Annotated in this window: 21 protein-coding genes; 17 read left to right on the top strand and 4 right to left on the bottom strand. The window is 40.6% G+C overall.

Going from position 1 to position 23918, the window contains the following annotated elements:
- Positions 1–406 precede the first annotated feature (406 nt).
- From fdxB to A4S05_RS03435, 9 genes are all read left to right on the top strand, one after another.
- Positions 407–700, top strand: a complete 294-nt coding sequence (gene fdxB / locus A4S05_RS03470; RefSeq protein WP_069068483.1) for a ferredoxin III, nif-specific — start codon at positions 407–409, stop codon at positions 698–700.
- 527 nt (positions 701–1227) lie between these two features.
- Positions 1228–2217: a cytochrome c oxidase subunit II gene (locus A4S05_RS03465; RefSeq protein ID WP_069068431.1), complete on the top strand. Its 990-nt coding sequence runs from the start codon at positions 1228–1230 to the stop codon at positions 2215–2217.
- Between the two features lie 153 nt (positions 2218–2370).
- A complete protein-coding gene (ctaD, locus tag A4S05_RS03460) occupies positions 2371–4059 on the top strand; it encodes a cytochrome c oxidase subunit I (protein ID WP_069068430.1) in 1689 nt (562 codons plus the stop codon).
- A 351-nt stretch (positions 4060–4410) separates the two neighbouring features.
- Positions 4411–5007, top strand: coding sequence for a cytochrome c oxidase subunit 3 (locus A4S05_RS03455; RefSeq protein WP_069068429.1), 597 nt, complete (start codon positions 4411–4413; stop codon positions 5005–5007).
- A 135-nt stretch (positions 5008–5142) separates the two neighbouring features.
- Complete coding sequence (locus A4S05_RS03450) at positions 5143–5628, top strand: hypothetical protein (RefSeq protein WP_069068428.1); 486 nt, start codon at positions 5143–5145, stop codon at positions 5626–5628.
- Positions 5629–5757: 129 nt separating this feature from the next.
- Positions 5758–5928, top strand: a complete 171-nt coding sequence (locus A4S05_RS41315; protein ID WP_176726902.1) for a hypothetical protein — start codon at positions 5758–5760, stop codon at positions 5926–5928.
- Between the two features lie 5 nt (positions 5929–5933).
- A complete protein-coding gene (locus A4S05_RS03445; RefSeq protein WP_069068427.1) occupies positions 5934–6545 on the top strand; it encodes a cysteine dioxygenase family protein in 612 nt (203 codons plus the stop codon).
- A gap of 95 nt (positions 6546–6640) precedes the next feature.
- The gene (locus A4S05_RS03440; protein WP_069068426.1) at positions 6641–7120 is read left to right on the top strand and encodes an ArsC/Spx/MgsR family protein; all 480 of its coding nucleotides are present in this window, start codon (positions 6641–6643) and stop codon (positions 7118–7120) included.
- A gap of 626 nt (positions 7121–7746) precedes the next feature.
- Complete coding sequence (locus tag A4S05_RS03435) at positions 7747–8217, top strand: GAF domain-containing protein (RefSeq protein ID WP_084226965.1); 471 nt, start codon at positions 7747–7749, stop codon at positions 8215–8217.
- A gap of 74 nt (positions 8218–8291) precedes the next feature.
- Here A4S05_RS03435 and cysK read toward each other — a convergent pair whose 3' ends face one another.
- Complete coding sequence (gene cysK, locus A4S05_RS03430; RefSeq protein WP_069068425.1) at positions 8292–9251, bottom strand: cysteine synthase A; 960 nt, start codon at positions 9249–9251, stop codon at positions 8292–8294.
- A 1162-nt stretch (positions 9252–10413) separates the two neighbouring features.
- Here cysK and A4S05_RS03425 point away from each other — a divergent pair.
- From A4S05_RS03425 to A4S05_RS03400, 6 genes are all read left to right on the top strand, one after another.
- A complete protein-coding gene (locus tag A4S05_RS03425) occupies positions 10414–10836 on the top strand; it encodes a hypothetical protein (protein ID WP_069068424.1) in 423 nt (140 codons plus the stop codon).
- A 39-nt stretch (positions 10837–10875) separates the two neighbouring features.
- A complete protein-coding gene (locus tag A4S05_RS03420) occupies positions 10876–11157 on the top strand; it encodes a hypothetical protein (RefSeq protein WP_069068423.1) in 282 nt (93 codons plus the stop codon).
- Positions 11158–11159: 2 nt separating this feature from the next.
- Entirely contained in the window at positions 11160–11471 is a 312-nt protein-coding gene (locus A4S05_RS03415) for a hypothetical protein (protein ID WP_069068422.1), read from the top strand.
- A gap of 423 nt (positions 11472–11894) precedes the next feature.
- Positions 11895–12257, top strand: coding sequence for a hypothetical protein (locus A4S05_RS03410; RefSeq protein ID WP_069068421.1), 363 nt, complete (start codon positions 11895–11897; stop codon positions 12255–12257).
- Between the two features lie 136 nt (positions 12258–12393).
- Entirely contained in the window at positions 12394–13401 is a 1008-nt protein-coding gene (locus tag A4S05_RS03405; RefSeq protein WP_069068420.1) for an LLM class flavin-dependent oxidoreductase, read from the top strand.
- A complete protein-coding gene (locus A4S05_RS03400; protein WP_069068419.1) occupies positions 13391–13765 on the top strand; it encodes a hypothetical protein in 375 nt (124 codons plus the stop codon). The genes A4S05_RS03405 and A4S05_RS03400 overlap by 11 nt, the downstream gene beginning before the upstream one ends.
- Before the next feature lie 312 nt (positions 13766–14077).
- Here A4S05_RS03400 and A4S05_RS03395 read toward each other — a convergent pair whose 3' ends face one another.
- A complete protein-coding gene (locus A4S05_RS03395; protein WP_069068418.1) occupies positions 14078–14749 on the bottom strand; it encodes a Coq4 family protein in 672 nt (223 codons plus the stop codon).
- 155 nt (positions 14750–14904) lie between these two features.
- Here A4S05_RS03395 and A4S05_RS03390 point away from each other — a divergent pair, with 155 nt between their 5' ends.
- Positions 14905–15489, top strand: a complete 585-nt coding sequence (locus tag A4S05_RS03390; RefSeq protein ID WP_069068417.1) for a hypothetical protein — start codon at positions 14905–14907, stop codon at positions 15487–15489.
- A gap of 82 nt (positions 15490–15571) precedes the next feature.
- Here the strand turns inward: A4S05_RS03390 and A4S05_RS03385 are convergent, their stop codons facing one another.
- A complete protein-coding gene (locus tag A4S05_RS03385) occupies positions 15572–17155 on the bottom strand; it encodes an alpha-amylase family glycosyl hydrolase (RefSeq protein WP_069068416.1) in 1584 nt (527 codons plus the stop codon).
- A 241-nt stretch (positions 17156–17396) separates the two neighbouring features.
- Positions 17397–19238, bottom strand: coding sequence for an adenylate/guanylate cyclase domain-containing protein (locus tag A4S05_RS03380; RefSeq protein WP_069068415.1), 1842 nt, complete (start codon positions 19236–19238; stop codon positions 17397–17399).
- A 119-nt stretch (positions 19239–19357) separates the two neighbouring features.
- Between A4S05_RS03380 and A4S05_RS03375 the strand changes: the two genes are divergently transcribed.
- Positions 19358–23053 (top strand): WD40 domain-containing protein, encoded by a 3696-nt coding sequence (locus A4S05_RS03375; RefSeq protein WP_069068414.1) that lies wholly within the window; start codon positions 19358–19360, stop codon positions 23051–23053.
- The last annotated feature ends 865 nt before the right edge of the window (positions 23054–23918 follow it).

Raw genomic sequence — 23918 nt, 5'->3', positions numbered from 1 at the left:
AATACATATTGCATATACCAAACTGTAACTCACGAACATATTTTTTTGTATTTGTGTATACAGTTTATCTATATATATCTGCCTAAACCTAAATATATTTGAAAAATAATATCATCATTTTTATTTGGAAAACCTCTTTTCTACAAGGAGAGAGGTTTTGACTTATCGCCATTATCTACTAGGATTTGGGGCTGAGAGCTTAGGTTTCTAACCAAATATGCATAATAATTATTGGCAATAACTTTCATCTATTATTTTAAATAAAAAACAATGCGCGATTGTGTTCAAAGTCATCGATTTTTGATGAGATAAAAGTAAGTTTTTAATACAAAAAAAAGAAAAGGTTAGGATAATATGATGATTAATGCACAAACAGATTTACAGGCAAATTGCCGAGGAATTATTCATGGCACAACTAACAGGTTTGACATTTGGTGGTAAGGCTTGGACACCAAAATTTGCTCAAGAAATTGACAAGGATAAATGTATCGGCTGTGGCAGATGCGTTAAAGTATGCGGCTACAATGTGCTAGGTTTGAAGGCGCTCAATGAAGAAGGCGAATTTGTGGAAGATGAAGATGATGAAGAAATCGAACGGAAAGTAATGGCAGTTACTTCTCCAGAGAATTGTATTGGTTGTGAAGCTTGTTCGCGGATTTGCCCCAAGAATTGCTACACCCATGTTGTATTAAACAATTAAGGTTTTTGAAGTTAGTCAAAATTGTTGTTCATTCAAGGAGGCACTGTTTGTATAAAGCGCTATAGCAATAGGCAAGGTAACTTGAGGGGAATACAAAATATTTACTGAAACTAATAAAAAGTTCACAGTAAACAAATCCGTAAATCGCAAAATGCTAGCTATTAACAAATTTAAACTTGCTGCTAATATAGCCTAATCAATATTAGGACTAACAGTGCCCTCTTGGAACAACTAGCTTTTTGGAAAGCAGGGGGCTAACTTTGTGGTATTAGTTGAAATATAATTTGTAATTTTCTGGGGGAAAGATATGGAAAAAATCTGGAAGTTTCCCCCTTTTTTTATGGCTACACGTTAGAAAGTTAATAAGTGAAAAGGAAATGGGTAATAGGGAATGGGAAAGAACAAGGGAATAGGGTACAGGTTACAGGGAATAGATGAATTCCTATTACCTGTAACCTGTAAACTCTCCCCTAAAACCTAATACCAGAAAATCACACCTTTAAAGACTGTTTACACAGGTAGCATGTATGCAACAAGTTCCTGTTTCACTATGGACTCTGGTTGCTGGGATAGTAGTTACAGCAATCAGTATTTGGATTGGTCAGAATCATACTCTGATGCCGGTGCAAGCATCGCTCCAAGCGCCTTTGGTAGACGGTTTTTTCAACGTCATGCTTACCATTGCGATCGCACTCTTCTTGGTGGTAGAAGGAACAATTGTAGTTTTTTTGGTGAAGTTTCGTCGCCGTCGCGGTGATGATACCGATGGTTTGCCAATAGAAGGTAACGTTCCCTTAGAAATCTTCTGGACAGCAATTCCAACAGTGATTGTTCTCTGTTTGGGCATCTACAGCGTAGATGTTTTTAACCAAATGGGCGGCTTTGAACCTGCCGGTCATCCTCATTCAGCAGCTCATGTTGCTCATAAGTCGGGAACAGCGATTGCAGCTACATTAAGTGATGCTTCTGAAGCAACAACTGCTCCAACAATTGCCCCAACAATTGGGATTGGCGCATCTCCTCAAACCCTGGGGAAACCAGCCGACTTAGTTGTTGATGTCAAAGGCATACAGTATGCCTGGATATTTAACTATCCTGATAGTGGCATTACCTCTGGGGAATTGCACATACCCGTCGGTGCTGATGTCCAACTCAACCTTTCAGCACAAGATGTAATTCATTCATTCTGGGTTCCAAACTTCCGCTTGAAGCAAGATGCACTTCCTGGTATCCCCACCGAACTAAGATTTGTTGCCACCAAACCAGGTACATATCCCGTAGTTTGTGCTGAGTTGTGCGGCGGTTATCACGGTTCAATGCGGACACAGGTAATTGTCCACACACCGGAAGAATATGATAACTGGCGGACAGAAAACCAGATTGCTCAACAACAAAACCTAAATCAAGTTGTTGCAATTAATCCAGCTGACTTATCAACATCAGAGTTTCTCGCACCCCACACCCATGAAATGGGAATTAGTGCAGCAACTCTAGAGTCAATGGTCATTGGTCATTAGTCAAACGATTTTGGATTTTAGATTTACGATTTTAGATTGGTTCCGCTACGCCACTGAGGCATAAACCAAAAAATTCTTTTAATCCAAAATCCAAAATCCAAAATCTAAAATTGCAGGACGTTTAACCCTGGACTTTGCATAAGGGTAAAAAATATGACACAGGTAGAATTTCCACGGAATACTCCACCAGAAGGAAATAAACCGGAAATGGTGGCTGGCCACACCTCTCATCCGAAGGCGTGGAAATGGCAAGATTATTTTACATTTAATGTTGACCACAAGGTTATTGGTATCCAATACCTAGTGACGGCGTTTGTGTTCTATCTCATCGGCGGACTGATGGCGATCGCTATCCGTGTCGAATTAGCAACACCAGATGCAGACGTACTCGACCCCAATTTGTATAACGCTTTCATGACCAATCACGGGACGATCATGATCTTCCTGTGGATTGTCCCTAGCGCTATTGGCGGATTTGGTAACTATTTAGTGCCGTTGATGGTTGGTGCTAGGGATATGGCTTTCCCGAAGCTGAATGCGATCGCCTTTTGGTTAAACCCACCAGCCGGATTACTGATATTAGGTAGTTTCATTTTTGGCGGTTCGCAATCTGGTTGGACAGCTTACCCACCATTGAGTTTGGTGACAGCACCAATCGCTCAAACTATGTGGATACTTGCGATCGTCTTGGTAGGAACTTCTTCAATTTTGGGTTCACTGAACTTTGTGATCACCATTTTGATGATGAAGGTTCCTAGCATGAAATGGGATCAAGTACCCCTGTTTTGCTGGGCAATCTTGGCAACCTCCATCCTGGCGCTTCTCTCCACACCTGTATTAGCAGCCGGTTTAGTTCTGCTGTTGTTTGACCTCAACTTTGGCACTTCCTTCTTTAAACCAGATGCAGGTGGAAACGTTGTAATTTATCAACACTTATTCTGGTTTTATTCTCACCCGGCAGTATATTTAATGATTCTGCCCATCTTCGGCATCATGTCGGAGGTAATTCCAGTTCACGCTCGTAAGCCAATTTTTGGTTATAAAGCGATCGCTTATTCTAGTGTAGCCATCTGCGTTGTGGGTTTGTTCGTTTGGGTACACCACATGTTCACCAGTGGTACACCCGGCTGGATGCGGATGTTCTTCACCATCTCCACCCTCATAGTTGCAGTTCCCACTGGCGTGAAGATTTTTGCCTGGGTTGCTACCCTCTGGGGTGGTAAAATCCGCTTCACCGGTGCAATGCTTTTCGCCATTGGCTTGTTATCCATGTTTGTCATGGGCGGCTTAAGTGGTGTGACGATGGGAACAGCCCCCTTTGATGTTCACGTCCACGACACATATTATGTTGTTGGACATTTCCATTACGTTCTGTTTGGCGGTTCCGTGTTTGGTATCTACGCCGGTATTTATCACTGGTTCCCCAAAATGACCGGACGAATGCTGAATGAAACCTGGGGACGGATTCACTTTGCCCTCACCTTCATCGGTACTAATCTGACCTTTTTACCCATGCACGAGTTGGGTTTGAAAGGAATGCCCCGACGAGTGGCAATGTATGACCCCCAATTTATCGACCTCAATCAAATTTGCACCTTTGGTTCATTTGTTTTGGGGATATCGGTAATTCCTTTCGCCATCAACATGATTTACAGTTGGCTGAAAGGGCCTTTGGCTGGTGATAATCCTTGGCAAGCTTTGACATTAGAATGGACAACTAGCTCACCACCCATAATTGAAAACTGGGAAGTGTTGCCTGTTGTGACTCATGGCCCTTATGACTACGGTCATGGTCATAGTAATGAAGTAGAGACATCTGCAACGCCGGAAGCTAGTGCTTAGTGATGAAATAACTCTTGTGGGGTGGGCCGAAAAGCCACTGGTGTCAACTTAACGCGAAACCGCACGTCCGCCAGGGATTGTAAATCCCTGTCTCATAGCTAAAGTCCTCTGAAGAGGACTTCATAGCGCAAAAATTTTCAGTCTACTTCAGTAGACTTGAGCAATTAGTCAGGGATTTACAATCCCTGGCGGGTGAACAACACCCAATCAGTACGCTATTTTTGGCTTAAGTTGACACCAATGGCATCCTGCTCGCCCTGAATCTAAGACGGGTGAGACACCCATCCCACAAGAGAATCAAGATTGTGAAGAATTCAATTGCCCGACGCTTCACCTTTAAGGGTAAACAATATGACCATAGCTACGACAAGCGAAGATCACAGTGCAGGACACGAAGAACATCCCGATTTAAGAGTTTGGGGACTTTTGACATTCCTCGCCTCTGAATCCTTGATGTTTGGCGGATTTTTTGCCACTTTCTTGTTTTTTAGAGGTATTACAGCAGTTTGGCCTCCAGAAGAAACTGAAGTAGAACTACTTGTGCCGACAATTAACACCATTATTCTGGTGTCTAGTAGTTTCGTGATTCACTTCGGTGATAAGGCGATTAAAAAGAATAATGTCAAGGGAATGCAACTGTGGTATGCGATTACTGCAATCATGGGGGCAATTTTCTTGGGTGGTCAGGTTTATGAGTATTCAACTTTAGGATACGGACTGACTACCAACGTCTTCGCCAACTGCTTTTATATCATGACTGGGTTCCACGGTTTGCACGTTTTTGTGGGACTGTTATTGATTTTACGAGTATTGTGGCGATCGCGTCTTCCCGGTGAATATTCTGCAACCAATCATACTTTCATCGAAATGACAGAAATTTACTGGCACTTCGTAGACATTATTTGGATTGTATTATTCACCTTGGTGTACGTTCTTACTTTGTTTTAAAGGGGAGTGGGGCATTAACAATTCGTAATTCGTAATGACGCTCCTGCGTCGCTAACGCTGCGCTAACGTAATTCGTAATTATGCTGAGTTATTGCCCACTCCCTATTCCCTACTCCCCACTCCCCAGTTACCAATATGCAAGCTAATACAAACAAATTCTCATGGTTCGAGGTTCCAGAAGACATCAAAAATCTATTAATTTTAGCTGCACAAAACTGGGAAAACACATCAGAGTCGGAAAAGTATATTCAACAAGCTTTAGCACAGACTGGTGAAAATACAGATGTCTTAGTAGCAGCATATAGATTTTTCTATTATAAAAATAATTATTCTCTTGCACTACAAACAACAATCAAATTATTAGATAAAATTAAAGAAATAGAAAAATTACCTGATGATTGGGAGCAACTTAAGTTGATATTAGTCAATCGCAAAGAAGACCCACAAATTCGATTGTACTTAAACGCTTATGCTGCTTCTGGATTAGTACTAGCAAATTTAGGGGCAATCGAGGAAGCAAAAGAAATCAGTACCAGAGTCAAACAGATAGACGACAAGAATGATTTTGGTGCTGGGATTCTGCTGGATATTTTGACACGTCCGCCAGAAGAAGATGATTAAAACAATTCGCAATTACGTTTTGTGACGGAGATTTAGACCCCGACTCAAAACGGGCTGCCTGTCTTGCTGGGGACTTAAACCCCCAAAGTTCGTTAATTAGTCAGCAATCAAAAATCAAGGTGAACAATCATGAACAATTGGTTATCTACTAGATCATATTCTTCTTACTCGCTGTTAGGAGCGACTACTGATAGTAACTCTATCTTTCCTCCCATCACCATACCTACTAAACTTCCTGTAGGTAATATTCCTAATGTCTCTCCGATCCTGATTATCCAATCTTCGCCGTTATCAATTTAAAAGTTATGAAAGGTAGGGATTGGCTGCTAACGGGGGACGGTCAGTATCAAGCCTGTAAATCTGTGAGAGCATGGGATTTATTGAGAGAAAATTACCGCCTTTATCGGTTTTTAACTGAGGTGGAAGATGTTCTCAACAGTGGTGACAATGAAGCCAATTGTCTGCCAGAAATTCGGATGCTCGTAAGGCGCTTGATAGTAAATTCCTACTGGGTGCAAAGTCAAAATTTAGAGCCTTCACCCAAAACGGGAAACTCTGTTTTACTCCTATATGATGAATTGGGTTTTCCGTTGACGGTGCAAACAGTAACATTTGCACCGGGAACCAGATCAACCATTCATAATCATGGGACATGGGGAATAGTGGCGGTGTTAAAAGGTGAGGAAAAAAATACTTTTTGGCGACGCACTAATAACCCAGAATTTCAGGACAAAATTGAACAGACGGGAGAGATAACTCTATTTCCAGGGGATATTATTAGCTTCACTTCCGATGCAATTCACAGCGTAGAAGCAATGGGAGATGAACCAACTGTGACTTTTAATATCTACGGCGAAACTGATCCAGATGAGAGATTTGAGTTTGACTTAGTGAATCATCAGGCTAGGAATTTTTAATTAGGAATCGTTGGGATTAATTTCATCGGTTCGTAGTTGGCGTTTTAGCGCTAAAGCGCCAACTACAAACAATTGAGTAATTAGGAGATAATTTCATGGCGAGAGTAAGTTTCTATAGCAAACCAGGCTGTAAAGGTGGTACTAAGCAAAAAGTTTTGCTTACGGCTGCTGGTCATGAGGTGATACCATACAACCTGCTAACAGAACCTTGGACAGTTGAACGGTTGCGCTCATTCTTTGGCGATCGCCCCGTAGCTGAATGGTTTAATCCTTCCGCCCCAAAGGTAAAATCTGGTGAGGTAGTTCCTGAAAAAGTGGATGAACAAACCGCTTTGGCGCTGATGCTGAAAGAGCCGTTGTTGATTCGCCGTCCTTTGTTAGAAGTAGGCGAACAGCGCGAGGTAGGATTTGATGTACAAAAGATTGATGCTTGGATTGGCTTACAAGCTGTGGATGAATCCTTGCAACAAATTAGCGACAATCTGATGAAAGAGAATTTGCAAGGCTGCTCCCACGGTCATGGTCATCATGAACATGGTCATGAACACCAAAAGAAAGGCAACTGTAAACATTAGTACAGGATATTTGCGTTAAAATCGTGAGTTATTGAGTTTGAGATGCGACGATGCTCCCAAATCTCAATATACAACTTTGGAGTGAATTAGTCTTTTTAACGCACTCCCCGCAATCTAATTGCGGGGATTCTGGGTTATTCTGCCATTCGGCTTCTATTTGTAGCTTTATAATTTTTAATTATTAATATTTGGATTTATCTATAGGAATCATATTTGATTTTTGAACAAAACTCAGTACACCTTTATTCCTTCTTCCCAGTCCCTAGTCCCCAATACCCAGTCCCTTAACTCTACGAGTGATTCAGAAATCAAAGACGCTCGTTCGCGTAGCGTGTCGTAGACAAGACTCGCTACCGCTTCGCTATCGGATTGCTATAGTGTGGCATTATCTTAGGGAACTCCAAAAAATAAATTATTCCGCTTAAAGTTGTTGACTGTTGACTGTGAACCGTCAACGATCAACAATCCCAATGGAATATTTTTTACTTGGAAGTCCCTAAATAACCATAATTTCAATCGTTTGCTCCAAAAAGTGAGTTAAGCCTACAATTTTTCGGAGTTATATTACAAAAGTGTGACATAAAATTCACAATAATTATGGAACTCTAAAAAACTTTTCTACCATTATGACTTTAGATACCAAACCCATTTTTGAAACCTTGGCTGACGAAGGATCTGCCATCGGCTGGAATGGCCTGCTGGCTGAAATCCTGGGCGCTTTTGACTGCTCTACAGGTACTATCCATACCCTGGATCAGGACAGCCAGTTGTTGCACCTAAAGGCTTACCAGGGTATTCCAGAATTCCTGTTGCCTAAAATGACGGTAATTCCCATTGGCAAAGGGATGGCCGGTGTCGCCGCCGAACGCAAGCGACCTGTACAGATTTGCAACCTGCAAACCGACGAATCGGGGGTGGCTATACCCTCAGCAAAAGAAACCAAGGTAGAAGGCTCAATCACGGTGCCTCTGATGTTGAATGGCCGATTGCATGGAACTTTGGGCATTGCCAAGCCGATTCCCTACGAATTTACTCCCAAAGAGGAAGAGACATTGATGGAGATTGGAGAGGCCATAAGTCGGAAAATAGTCAGTTGAAAAAGAGGCAAGGGAGTAGGGGGAAAACTCTTTTCCTCTGCACCTTTCCCTCTGCCTCTCTGCCCCTTATCTTCTTAACGCACCCCAGCAGTTTCTAAGGACAAATCTTGAAACATAGGTGTGCTGAGGTAACGTTCACCAAAGGAAGGTTGAATCATCACGATTAAACGTCCGGCGTTTTCTGGACGTTTACCTACTTGAATCGCAGCACACAAAGCTGCACCAGAGGATATCCCAGATAATAAGCCTTCTTCTTTTGCCAAGCGTCGTCCATAAGCGATCGCTTGTTCATCACTGACTCTAATTACTTCATCAACTAATTCTAGGCGGAGAACATCTGGGATAAATCCCGCACCGATACCTTGAATTTTATGTGAGCCAGCTTCACCACCAGAGAGAACTGGGCTGTTGCTGGGTTCAACTGCGATCGCTTTAAAAGTCCCCTTGCGCTGTTTGAGTACTTCTGCAATCCCAGTAATCGTCCCACCAGTACCTACACCAGCAATAACGATATCTACTTCCCCGTCTGTATCGGCCCAAATTTCTTCGGCGGTAGTTTCCTGGTGAACTTTGGGATTAGCAGGGTTGCGGAACTGTTGCAACATAAAAGCATTGGGAGTATTAGCCACAATTTCTTCGGCTTTGCGAATTGCTCCCCGCATTCCCTCTGCACCTGGTGTCAACTCTAAAGATGCACCATAAGCTCTCAGCATAGCTCGTCGTTCTTGGCTCATCGTCTCTGGCATTGTCAAAATCAAACGGTAGCCACGCGCTGCTGCTACCATCGCCAAAGCAATTCCTGTATTACCAGAGGTGGGTTCAACTAAAATAGTCTTTCCAGGGGAAATTGAGCCAGCGGCTTCTGCTGAGAGTACCATACTTAAACCAATGCGGTCTTTCACCGAAGCCGCTGGGTTCATACCTTCTAATTTGACAACTATCCTTGCTACTACTCCCTCAGCTTGAGGAATCTTGTTCAATTGAACTAAAGGAGTTCGTCCGATCAGTTCTGTTATGTCTTGAGCAATCCGCATTATTTAACTCCTAAAATCCTAAATCTTAGTACAGAGTATTTACTTATAACAATAAGCTTTTGTGTATTTAATTTGTAGTGTAGTGTCAATGAGTGCATATACTATGTATTCTAACTAAACCACAAAATATGAAAGTTTAGGAAGAACTTTTATAAGATGTTCCCATTGATTCTCACTTCAGCAGAGGACTGGGGAAGCATCCTTCTATTTTACCATTTGGAATTGCTGACTATTGTCTCTTTGGTTGAGATTCGATTTCTGTAATTCTGTATATATGAATAATTTTCACCATTTTTTCTATTTGTTATGGAAATATAATTTGCTTTCAAAACATTTAATTGCTTTTCTTAAATTATTAGTCTATCTTGATCAAGAGGCATTGGTATTCTCTTTTGAGTGCAGATTTTGCCCGTCCAAAATTGCATCAAAAACAGTCCTTAATCATTGTCTACATTGCATTTAGGTTGAGTACAAAAACACCAGAACCCCACCTCGAAAACACTAGAGCCTCGTCTCAAAAACACTAGCACCCATACCCCAATTAATTTTTATAAGACTTATCAGATGGGAATTACAGCCTTTGAGTACTATTCTAATGAATTTAATAATCTTAACAGGGCTAGGGTAAACTGTTTGGTGGAGAGGGGCTGATATAAATCGTATAGGATTTACGCAGAGATTCCCCTCTACCCCCCAACATTCCTGAGCGCAAGCTGAGTGAACTAGGGGGGACTTCTTAATCTCTCTTTTGAGAGTAGGATGCAAGCAGGTTCCAGAATCTAAGTGCGTTATTTCTGACTGAATAATCCGACATTTTGTGAAAAAGTTGGTAAATTTTCATTAGTCAGTGATCAGTGGTGATGAGAAAAATAACTGAGAACTAACAATTATGAAAATTACCGTTTACACATATTTTAATATCAAAACTGTTTCAGAGGTAGAAATATATAACTACTTTAGCTAAACAGCAAAAGATATTTTCTTACTGGGTGCATATCAATACTTCTCGGTTAATCACTTTTAACTCGGAATCGGGTTTGGGAAAAAGGTTAAAGGTTAAAGGTTAAGGGGTAAAGATTTTTTCTTTTCCCTTTCCCGTTCCCCTTTTCCCCAAAATCCGAGAAGTATTGGGGTGCATACTACCTAGCAAGGGAGAGCCAAGATGAAAGCCAAACTTTTAAATGTCCTTACAGTTTTCGTCGTTACCTTAGCAGTGCTTTCACCAGGGCTAGTAGTATTTGGCATAATTTGGGAGCGACATCTGGAGTTAATAAAATCCCAGAATTTAGCTTACGAAGTTAACAACACTAATACAGATTCTCCCGCCTTGGCTCCCCGGATAGAGGGTACACATTCCCCTCAGACTAACATTCAATCCTCTGATCGTAATGTGGTTCATCAAATGCTGACTGTTGCTGAACAATATAAATTTGCTACTATCCTGCAATGGTTCTTCTTGTTAACCCCGATTTGTGTTGGGTTAGGGATTCTCTTTTACGACAGGTATCTTGTTCATCGTGCTGCTGTTTTAAAAGAACAAGTTGAAATGTTGGAAAGGCTGTGGCAGCAAAGTATCGAACAGTAACCTATTCACAATTTACCCAATCAAATCAACAAAAATACCATGTCAGAACAACGCCAACAACTGTATTTTAATCTGATTGACGAATTACTCAGATGTCCTAATGGCCAAGAACCAGAAATTTTGGAATCAAAGCCAGAATTGATTGATTCTGGTTTCGTAGAAACAATGTTACAAGTAGCAACTATGTTTGCCCATGAAGGCAATCAAGATGGTGCAAAATTTTTATTTTTTGTGGCGCGTGAACTAGCTAAAGAATTGGGTTTATACCCGGAAGTTCCCAGTACTGAAGTTGCAAATACTGAAGTTGCAAATAAGGAGTAAAAATGCTGTTGACTTCAACGGATGCAGGACAAATAGCTTTAGAACTGCTCATGGCAGATTGGAATATCTCAGAAGAAAATAGAGAGTGGTTCACAATCTTTAACTCTCGTCTGATTGGCGAGAGTTGGTACACTGTGGAACTAGGTGTAGAAGGATTTCCCGATCGGTGGTTTATTCAAGTATATGACAATGGAGAGTGTGATCCAAACTATACATTCATATCACCAATTCGTGGTTCTGAAGGATTTACAGACTGTATGAATGTGCCGGATATCGTAGCAGAGGTTTTAGTTTGTGAACGCAATGCTCGATAATAATAATTAAAATTCAAAAGTTAGGATTCAACAATAAAGATGCTTTACGCACGGAGGTGATACCTAAATAAGGTACACCTCTTTTTTTATTGAGCAGAATTCAAGAGTCAGGAGTCAGAATGGGCTAAACGCCACGTTACCGCTAATACTATTTCACTTTAATAATGATACAAATACATGGGTAAGGGTTTAGCAGTGCTAAACCCCTACGAAAAATCTATATGTATCAAGATTTGAGTGAAATGGTATAACATAATTAATTCTGACTGAAAAAGCAGATAGCGAGTATTTTTGAGCATCGCATCTTGATTCTAAATTCTGACTCCTGAATTATTATTCAATTAATATTTAAGATTTTATTTAACCCTGTTAGGCTATTTTGTCATATTTAACTGACAAAATTATGTTATATTAAATAGCGTGATGGACGCTACAGAAATATCAGTTCCAATGATTGCTGAAGATATCTTAGCTAAAGAATTCACAAGAGTCGTCAACCATTACTATCCGCAAGTTGGGGAATTGCTGGATGGGTGTTATGTGAAAGTCATCACCTGTTTTTGGGGACGACCTGCCAGACGTTTGCAATATATAGGAATTTATTGCTCTGACGAAATGATTTCCTGTGTGCAAGCTCAAAAAGAAATACTCAGAGAAGTAGCAGACAATATGGGTTTAATCCAGGTTGTCTGCATGAATGCCAAGCGATTGTTGCGCGATCCGATGTCGAAGGTAAAAGAGAACAACCCACGCCTATGGTTGGAGTTGCAGTGGGTTGCAACTTAGTAATTCATCGCATTAATTAAGAGGGGAAATGTGTTTGTAGAGAGGAATTTAGTCTTCAAATATTTAAGCACTAAAGTGCTTACTACAAACCAGAATAGCCAGCACCTACGGTGAGTACAAAGTATTAACGCAAGTAATGAAAACTGGAATTTTCTGCAATTACGATAATTATCACCAAGATGCTCGTCGTGCCATGTTTGAGCAAGTCGCGCTGGTAAAACAGGCAGAAAGCTTAGGTTTTGAGGAAGCCTGGGTGAGTGAACACCATTTTAGTGAATCCAATCTCAGCCCGTCTATGTTGCTGTTAATGGCACATTTGGCGGGATTGACTTCAACTATCCAATTGGGGACGGCGGCGGTGTTACTGCCATTCCATAACCCGATTCGGGTAGCGGAAGATATTGCCACTCTGGATAACCTTTGCAATGGACGATTATTGTTTGGAGTTGCGAAAGGCGGCCCCTTTCCCCAACAAAACAAGCATTTTGCGACACTCCCCAGTGAAGCCCGTCCTAAAATGCTAGAGGCGATCGCACTGATTCACAAGCTGTTATATGAAACTGATGTATCATTTAACGGTAAGTATTATCAGTGCGATCGCCTGACAATATACCCAAAACCATTGCAGAGTCAAATACCAGTGTATGTTGCCACTGGTGGGGATGATGGTATCGAGTTTGCCGCTAAACATTCCTTCAGCTTGATGGGTGGGCCGCCATTTTCCCTACACAGATTGAAGGATACTGTTGCCAAATATCGAGCCTTAAATTCTAGTGGTGCGGAAAAGTTGGTGCTGGCACGCTTCTTTTTTGTTGGCAAAACATTTGATGAGGCTGTGAGTGAGGCATTGCCTTTCGTTCGCCAATTTAGCCAGAAAATGAAAGCTAATACGGCTCAAGTATTGCAAAATAGTGCGAATCCCAACCAAAAACCATTTGATCGCACAAATATTTGTTTCGATGAAGATTATTTGATTGAGAATTCAATTATCGGTGATGTGGAGACTTGTCGAGACAAAATCAAGAAATTTCAGGACGAATTAGATTTAGGTACGCTAGCACTCAAACCCTCGTCTGCGGATTTGCAAAAAAACCTGGACAGTTTGACGCGCTACAACCAAGAGGTGCGAAATTATGTCTTCTAAACTATACTTGCTTCCTCCCGATGATTTACCTCCCACTGAGGTAACAAAACAGGATGGAATGCTGCAAATGGAGCTAGAACAGTCTGCTGGCAGATGCTTTTTTCTAGCCTGCGATCGCATTACGCGAGTCCTATTGTCTAATTGTCAGTGGTATCTCACAACAAATGCTAGCATCCTCACATTAATTATTGATTGCCCTGACTTAGTATCTTACTGGCATATTGTCAGCAATATTGCCCAGTTGGGTAATAGGTTAGAGCGGTTTGCTAGCAATGGTAAAATCCGCGTTTATCCGCCATTTGGCAAGGGAATGCCATTTGAAATCAGCGTAAATGAAATATCAGCTTATCGAGATTGGCTTTGAGGTAAATAGAAGCTGGGAATCACACAAAATATAGCTGTCTTACACCCTGTACTCCTAAAGTGCAGGGTGTTGCAATTTTTCTCGAACAGAATTCAGGAGTCAGAATTCAGGAGTCAGAATTAATTTTGACCGAAAAAGCAGTGCTTTGCAGCGTTAACGAGTCCGCGTACTCTCAATATGGTTCGGTTAAGACAAGAGACACGATAAATCGTCATCAAGACAGAAAGATTGATCCTTGTAGAGACGGCGATTTATCGCGTCTTTGGATCTAGAATTTTCTTCTTCAACATATCTGTTCTTAAATTAGCAGTTTTACGGAGTAGAATATACTCCCAGATGCTCACGAATTTCACTGACTGGTACATCCCAAAGTTGATCCCATTTTTGCGCGATAAACTTGCCTGGAGTATGAGAACCCACCTTGTAGCCACGAGATATTTCTGTCATTAAAGCTTTAAAATTAGTCGGTTGATAAAGGCTAATTATTACCATACTCAAACTCAAAAGCATGACGCTGATAGGTATTGGAGTCTGAGCTAAGAAAAAAGCTTGTAGACCAATTTCACCAACTAAATCGGTGTCAAATCCAGCAACTACATGATATATGTCATGAGTGGATCTCCAAAGCATTTTGAGATAGGAAATGTCATCAACAACAGGAACTTTTTTGTAAAAATAGGGATCAAATCCTCTGGCTTTCATTCCTCTGGCATAAACATTACCTAAAGTCCCTTCTGGGAGTTTGGCTAAATCATCTAAATTGAAAGGGGCTGGTAGCCAGCGTTCTGTAAATAATGCCTTGACTTCAGGGATTTTTTTTAGTTCATCAACAGCTAGCTGTGCCATTTCTGTTTGGTCGAGTGCGTCCTCGAAGTCAAATACTCTATCAGTATTACCATCTCCAATTTTTTGGGCGCTAGATGCTAGAAATTGAATGTAAGCAAGGAGTCCTTTATCGTTGTTGTAATTAATTATATTGTCCATAGTGATTATCTACTTGGAGATATAATTTGGCTCATTTAAATCTGAGTATTCAATTTTGGAATATAGTTATCCAGTTTTTCATGAATCTTCAGAGGTATTTAGTGAAAGTTTTTGCTAGAAATATGTTTAAGTAAAAACACTATCTCAAAGAAGAGATGAATGATAAAAAAATGGAGCAGTACACTAAGCTAAAAATCAAGATCTTTCTCTTAGCTGCTATTACATTAGCTCTAAGTATGTGGGATCTCAGCTTTAACTTGGGAGCCTTTAAAGTTATTTTCTTTGAGAAAATCTTCTTGATTTGGGTAGCTTCATCAGCAACTCTCCTAGCGTGCCTTTTACTTCCACGCAACCGTTCACCAATTAGATGGCCAGGATTACTGCTGATGAGTATCCCTACATTGTGGTTTATCCTGCCTTTTGTGCCTTTCCATGAAATTTCTACGACGGGTGCTTTGCGAAAAATACTTAGTCTCGGCTTAGGAATTGTTGTTTATGTGATTTGCCTACCTTATACCCTCTACATGGTTTTTGCAATTATTAATGAAGACATTATTCATCTGTCTAAAAATCTGATTATAAAATTGATTGCGATCACTTTAATTATTGGCTGTATCGGATATTTCGTTGGTAGTCATAACTATCTTTTTTTGTCATGTTTTGACTTTAAAGTGAGTGGCAATGATTTGCCTACAAATTGTCTACAAGAAGGACATAAACCATTACGAAAATTTCGATGAAAATTAGAATGTAGATATTTCTTAATTGCAGGGGCAAAGCATTTTGATAAAACCAAAGCTTTGCCCAAATGCTGGTGTTAGCTTACGCCAAAATCGCCATTCCCGAAGGAGGCAAATCAATTCGCACAGTTGCGCGACGGTCATTATGATGTTCTACACGTACAGTTTGGTGCTGTCGTGGATTGCGTAAATCGGCATCGCTCCAATCGCTTTTGTATAAAAAGGTCATAGTAGAGTCTTGAGGATGCATATAAGTATCTACTGTCACTTCTGCACCGCGATTTTCTAAGCCGTTGGTATTTAGTACCATCAACACTTCTGTGTCAAATAAAGTCTGTGACCAAGCAACTAATTCGCCTTGTCCGGGAATCGAAAAGGGGGAGTTATAAAAGGATGTTTCGCGCAGGTAGTGATGTCCACGGCGCAATGCTTTACCAATTTTATCGTGACTGTTACGGATACGTGCGATCGCAGCTATCCGCAAATAGGTAGGATGATCGATATCGAAGAAGTGACAGTCTGCTGTTTGAAATGCGCCAAAAGCACCGCCAAACATTGCTTCTTTGATATATCTATCTTCCGCAAACCTTCCGCCTTCTATGCTGGAATCGTGATAGCCTTCATTGCCATCAAAAGCCTGTTCTGTTCCATAATAAATAGCAGGAATTCCTGGCATAGTTAATTGCACACCGACAGCATGAGCAACTTGTTCATAGAGATTAGGGACATTACTGTTTGCGGCAAATCGCTGCTTATTAGTCCGGGATGACATCTCATAATCATCCAAGATGGAGACATGATATATCCCCGTTTGGCGGTATTCTCCAGCGAGATTGTTTTCGCTATACAAATCGAAAAATTGCTTGGGATGTACTAAACCTTTTGCAAATGCAGCCAATTCATTAGGAGTCTGCGCGATGTCTAATACAGCACTGAGATTGCGGGCAATAATATCTATGTATGCACCAGCCATACTACCGGAGGTTATTTCCCCAGTCAGTAAAAAGTTGTCTTTACCGATATATTCGGCATACTCGCGGATAGCTGTGCAGAATTTGCGGGAATCTTCGGGAGAAACGTGCTTGAGGCTATCTATCCGCAAACCATCGCAGTCAGAAAGAGCAATCCAATATTGATAAACTCTGGCTAAAGCTGCAATTACATCATTTCTGTGAAACCAGTTATCAGCACTCTGGTTGTATGTTACATCTAGGATGACATACATCCTGCGATCGTGGGCAGCATCAATCAAATCTCTTAAATCTTGACGAGTGCCAAAGTGGGGGTCAACATCTAAAAATTCTTGAATGCGATCGCTGTGGTAAGCTTCTAAATCAGAACGTTGTCGCCAAGGTGGGTTAATCCACAGTGTTGTTACTCCCAATCGTTGCAAGTAATCTAACTTACTCTTAACTCCCCTGAGAGTACCGCCAACAAACTTTGTCCCTGCTGCCATCCAGTCGGCTTTGTCTTTGACCTGGAATTTTGAAAGGTTGGTGTGATCAAACAGTTCCCTTTGATTTTCATTGTCGTCACTGAATCTATCTAATACCAATTGGTACAAAAACTGGTCGCGCCAACTGATAGGACTCGTATAAACTCTCCCTCGTGGTTTCAGGTCTGTTTCGGAGAGTTGCTGCGGTGTCAATTCTTCAACTTTAGCCATGAGGATCTACGCACAGATAGGAAAATGGAAGTATGCATTTTAAATGTTATAAAAAGTACCTACAGTTTTCATGAACCCACAGAGGTATTTTGCAACTCAATTTTTTAATGATAGGTTTTAGTTTAAACGCCAATAAAAGCGCAAAGAGATGCAGAGTTTTTCCTATAAAGCGGACTGTCTATTTGTTAAAATGAGGCAAAATTATACAAGAATGTTCTAGTTGATATTCTGTTGAATTAAGTTATTGAGAAATTATCTGGTAGAGATTATTAAACTGAGTTAATAGTGTAGGAGGAACAGCCGTAAAATGAATATAAAAGCTTCCTCTACCTGCCACTTTTTCTAAAACTTTGGCATAGATATCTTCACTCACTTGGGTTGAATTTTTAGACGTAAAAAGATTAATTTTAATGTTCGTTAATTTAGGTGGTATCACATTGGGAATATCTACCTGTAATTCGGCTCCTTTTGTTGATAGTTTGACTAAACGCCCGGAAAAGACCGGATTCCCCATTTGCTTGTCATGCAAAATAGTGTATAAAAGCGGAATTTCTTGAGGAACAGGAAAAAATAGTTCTTCTTCTTTGGGCAAATAAAGATTGTATCGTCCACCCACACCATATACTTCATAAATGGTAATTTCTTGGCTCACACCTTTCGGCTGAACTTGCTTTTGTCCAATAATTCTGACGCTTGAACCGACTTCTTGAAAAGTCTGCTCGGAAATGAGAATTTGACCGCCACTAGTATATGACTCAATTCGATAGGTGAGATTTACTTGACTGCCGACAATTCCATATTTAGTCCGCTTCTCAGAACCAATATTGCCGACTATAACTTCACCTGTGTTAATCCCAATCCCCATTTCTAATGGTGGCCAGCCGAGGGTTTTCATTTTTTCATTCACGCCACCCATTGCTAACTGCATGGCACAAGCACAGGTAACTGCTCTGAGGGCATCATCTTCTTTAGCGATCGGGGCACCAAATAAGACTAAAATACCGTCTCCCATAAACTCATCAATAGTGCCTTGATAATGATTAATCACATCCGCCATGTATTCTAAATAGAGGTTGAGAATGTGAATTACCTCTTCTGGAGGAAAGCGTTCTGAGAGAGATGTGAAGCCTCGTAAGTCGGAGGTGAGGATAGTAATTTTGCGTCGTTCACCACCAAGTTTTAATCTTTCAGGGCTTTCTAACAAGTTAGCAACAACCGTATCACTCAAATATCGTCCGAAAACTTGGCGAATTAATTCGTTTCTTTTTTCTAATTCAGTGTTGGCTTCTGCTAAATCTGTGGTTCGTTCTCTAACTCTATGCTCTAAACTTCTCGCGTTTTCTCGGAGTTTCCCAACAACAAGTGTCAATCCTGAGAGTCCTAAGACTGACATACCGCCTAACATAGCGAAGGTTCCTTGGAGACTTTGGTTGGTTTTGGTTACTAAATTATCGAGAGATTGAGAAATCTCCCAGGCTCCAGCAACATCTCCTACTTCCCAGTTTTTCTTTGGACTATTGATGTCTGTGTTATGACAAGTTACGCAACTTGGTTTCATGAGACTGGCTTGTGCATAGCGCAAAGTGGTGTTTCCATTTTTCTTCTCAAGACGATAGAATTTTTGACGAGGGTTTTCTCTCAAGAAGTTGAGTGCATCGCGCTCAAATTCGTCTTTTGCTCCCCCTGTCGTGCGCCAAGGATATGGATAGTTACTGTACAGTCGTACAGACATTTCAGAATTTTTTTCACTAATTTGCTCACCAAGCTCGATCGCAAAAGTTGAGGGTAAGGGGATTGCACCCTTGGTATTGAGGTAAGCGTGGGTAACGGTAACTCCAGGCACGAGTTTAGCTCGATCTGCGGCGGCGGCGCTATAGAGGTCAAAAGCTTGAGTCAATGATTGGACATTTAAGGCAGCATTTTGAACTGCTTGGGATTTAATCAAGCTCGATGAAAGCCCAGACATATTAGAAATTGCGATCGCGATCGCAGCACATAACATCAGCGTGAGTACAAGAGTAATTCTCTGTAATAGTAAGCGTAAAAGTGATTCCCAAATTCGACTAATTAATGACTGAATCATAAGCTTTATGTAAAGAAGTTGTAAAATATTGCATATTATTTTTGCTATTATCTGATAAATAAATTATCACATTCTACTTATAGAATTTTAAGTGGATTTAACTTTTGTCGATCGCAGCAATGGATATCGATCAAGCACTCGCATTTACAGACTCTCTCGTTTTCGCCAAGTCAAGAATTCATTTGAGCGATCTCCAACAAGCTATGTTGCGTGAGTCTTGGTCTTTGGAACGCCAAAGTTACGATCGCATTGCCGATATTTATGGCTATTCTCCAACTTACTTAAAACATGATATTGGCCCGAAGCTATGGAAGCTCCTTTCAGAAGTGTTAGGAGAAAAAGTTAATAAGACAAGTTTTAGAACCGCAATTGAGCGTCGATTTAAAATAGAAAATGTGACGGCACAATCGATTCCAGAGAAAGAGAATATATTTAATAATCACGAAGAAGAAACGAGAGTAAAAGTTACTAATAATTTACTGATTACAGAAGTCAAGACTTCGTATCAAGATTGGGGAGATGCAATCGATGTTGATTTTTTCTACGGAAGACAAGCAGAACTAGCTCAGTTACAGCAGTGGATTTTAGTCGATCGTTGTCGGCTTGTGGCTTTGTTAGGAATGGGTGGGATGGGAAAGACTTCTCTATCTATCAAGCTGGCGCAACAATTACAGAGCGAGTTTAAATGGGTAATTTGGCGAAGTCTGCGAAATGCGCCACCTGTACAAGAGATATTAACCGAGTTATTGAAATTATTATCCAATCAACAAGAAATTGATTATCCAGAAACCGTTGAAGGCAAAATTTCGCGTCTGTTGCATTATTTGCGATCGCAGCGTTGTTTAGTAATATTTGATAATGTTGAAACCATCTTACAACACAACGATAAATCTAAATCATCTTATATCGAAGGCTATGAAGCTTATGGCGAAATATTTAGACAAATTGGAGAAATTCGTCATCAAAGCTGTTTACTACTAACAAGTCGAGATCAGCCTCCAGAAGTTCGCCTCCTAGAAGGAGCAAGCTTACCCGTTCGAGTTTTTCAATTGGGTGGATTGCAGAAAACAGAAGCACAAGAACTTTTGCAGTTAAAGGGTAACTTTCAAGGCTCAACAACAGAATGGAATCGGCTGATTGAAGGTTATGCAGGAAATCCTCTAGCATTGAAAATTATAGCGACTACGATTCAAAACTTGTTTGATGGCAGTCTTTCTGATTTTCTTAATCAGCAAACATTTGTTTTTGGTAATATTCGTAATCTAATTGATCAGCAATTTGAACGGCTTTCTGAATCTGAGAAAGCAGTGATTTATTGGCTGGCTATCTATCGTGATTCTGCTTCATTTTCAGAACTGCGATCAGATATTTTTCCCCCGATATCGCCACAGAAATTAATTGACGTTCTAGAATCGTTAGAGCAGCGCTCTTTAATTGAGAAAAACAAGCTGACACTGATTGCAAAACATCCGGCACAGTTTTCACTTCAGCCGATGGTGATGGAATATGTCACTGAGAAATTAGTTACTCAAGTGTGTCAAGAAATTCTGGCAGGTTTAGAAGCAAATGCTGAACAAAAAAATCTGCTGTTCAAAACTCATGCGTTACTCAGAGCTACTGCAAAAGATTATGTGCGAGAAACGCAAGTTCGTTTCATCCTGAAGCCGATTCTGGAACGCTTATTACTTGATACCTTATTAATAGAAGTAAGTGAAAAGCTTGCAATTGAAAATATACTAACTCAATGTTTAACAAAGCTACGAGGCACATCGTCACTTAAAACTGGATACGCAGGTGGTAATATTTTAAATTTACTTTGTCAATTACAATCAACTTTAACTAACTACAATTTTTCAAATTTAACGATTTGGCAAGCCTATTTACAAGATGTGAATTTGTATAATGTTAATTTTGAATATTCTGATTTGAGTCAGTGTGTTTTTGCTGAAACCTTTGGTATGGTGTTTGCTGGCATTGCTTATAGCCCAGATGGAACATTGTTAGCTACGGGAGATGCAGAAGGTGGGCTTCGGATCTGGGAAGTTGCAACAGGGAAACTTGTTGTCAATTTTGCCGGACATCTGGGTTGGGTTTGGTCAGTTGCTTTTAGTCCAGATGGGCAATTATTAGCAAGTTGTAGTAGTGATAAAACGATTCGGCTGTGGGATGTCAACACTGGTAAATGTCTGAGAACTTTGTCAGGACATACAAGTTCGATTTGGTCAGTTGCCTTTAGTGCCGATGGTCAAATCCTCGCTAGTGGAGGCGATGAACCAACAATAAGATTATGGAATGTCAACACTGGGGATTGTCATAAAATTTTGTCGGGTCATACTGATCGAATTCTCTCAGTATCATGGAGTCCAGATGGTCAAACTCTAGCTAGTGGCAGCGCCGATTTCACGATTCGACTTTGGAAAATTAGCGGAGAATGCGATCGCATTTTAGAAGGACATAGCGATCGCATTTGGTCACTTTCCTTTAGTCCAGATGGGCAAACCCTAGCCAGTGGTAGCGCCGATTTCACGATTCGACTTTGGGAAGTTAGTACTGGAAAGTGCTTCAATATATTACAAGAACATAGCGATCGCGTCCGCTCAGTAGCCTTTAGCCCCGATGCTCAAATGCTAGTCAGCGCCAGCGACGATAAAACAGTCAGAATTTGGGAAACTAGTACAGGGCAATGCCTAAATATTTTACCAGGACACACCAATTCTATATTTTCAGTTGCCTTTAACGTAGATGGTCAAACCATTGCCAGTGGTAGCACAGACCAAACTGTAAAGCTATGGGATGTCAGCACAGGTAGATGCTTTAAAACCTTAAAAGGCTATAGTAATTCGGTATTTTCAGTTGCTTTTAATGCAGATGGTCAAATTGCCAGTGGTAGCACAGACCAAACCGTGAGATTATGGGATGTCATTACGGGGACTTGCCTGAAAAAATTCACCGGACATAGTGGCTGGGTAACTTCCGTAGTGTTTCACCCAGATGGAGATTTGCTAGCCAGTAGCAGCGCCGATCGCACCGTTCGTATTTGGTCAGTTAGCACAGGGCAATGTCTGCAAATTTTGAAAGGTCATGTAAATTGGGTGCAATCAGTTGCCTTTAGTCCTGATAGACAAATTTTAGCAAGCGGCAGTGACGACCGAACCATTCGCTTATGGTCTATCAATACAGGAAAATGCCTGAATATATTGCAAGGTCATTCCAGTTGGATTTGGTGCGTTACCTTTAGCCCCAATGGTGAAATCCTCGCTAGCAGTAGCGAAGACCAAACCATTCGCTTGTGGTCTATTTCCACTGGTGAATGTCTCCAAATTTTAGAAGGACACACTAGTAGAGTCCAAGCGATCGCTTTTAGTCCAGATGGGCAAATTCTCAGTAGCGCTAGTGAAGATGAAACAGTGCGCCTGTGGTCGGTTGATACAGGTGAATGTCTGAATATATTTCAGGGACACAGTAATAGTGTTTGGTCAGTCGCCTTTAGTCCAGAAGGTGATATTTTGGCAAGTAGCAGCTTAGATCAAACAGTGAGAATTTGGGATAGACATACAGGAGTTTGCCTGAAAGTGTTGCCTGTCCTGCCTCATGCAATGCGATCGCATATCGCATTTGGCAAATCTACAGAACATTATGCGATCGCTAGCGGCAGCCAAAACGGAACTATTCAGATTTGGGATGCCCAAACGGGTGAATCTTTGAAAACACTCAATCCTGACAGACCTTATCAAGGAACCAATATTACAGGCGTAACAGGAATCACGATAGCTCAAAAAGATGTCCTCAAAGCGTTAGGTGCTTTCGAGATTTAATTCAGGACTTACGCAAACAATAGTCATAACGGGGGGCAATTCATTAATCATTGGTGTCAACTTAACGCGAAACCTCACGTCCGCCAGGGATTGTAAATCCCCGTCTCATAGCTAAATTCCTCTGAAGAGGACTAAAGAGCGCGAAAATTTTCAGTCTACTTCAGTAAACTTGAGCAATTTAGTCTCTTAATTATATTCCCTGGCGGGTGAACAACTAATCAGTACGCTATTTTTGGCTTAAGTTGACACGCATGTTCATTAATTGCCCCGTTTTGCTTGCCTGTAATGTTGTGAGGATTTGCTTTGGGGAATAAGGTATTGATATTTAGACGACTTTTAGTATCATTACTCAAAAATTACCCAAATCAATTCATGTAGTCACCAGTAAAGGTTTTATGCTTAACCTGAGAGCTTTTATCTTTGTCTTTACCTTATATAGGCACTTTTGTAATTAACAAGTTAGGTTATATAATCAATCTAATACATTTTTAGAAGAAAGTTATCAAATTACAAAAAACTATTTAAGTACATTAGGAGTCGTGAAATAACTTTCCTTTGAAAAAAAAATAACCTTGATTAGTAGGGGTTCAGCGATTAAAAAAGGTAATTTATTCGTATGAGGTTCCTTAGCAAAAATTTAAAATCATAGCTTTGATTAAACCAGCAAGCTAAATTTTGTCAAAATGACTTGAAGATTGATAATTTTAGGACTTACGCATTGACAGAAAATACCAAATATAGGGGTAAAGCACATTGCTCACTGGTGTCAACTTAAGCCAAAAATAGCTTCGCTGCGGGCTTCATAACCCACCAGAGAATGAATTCTCTGGCTCATAGCTAAAGTCTACTGAAGTAGACTGAATAT

The organism is Nostoc sp. KVJ20 (genome assembly GCF_001712795.1).
Taxonomy (GTDB): domain Bacteria; phylum Cyanobacteriota; class Cyanobacteriia; order Cyanobacteriales; family Nostocaceae; genus Nostoc.
Note: the sequence above shows the minus strand (reverse complement) of the source record. Positions and strands in the feature narration are given on the sequence as shown.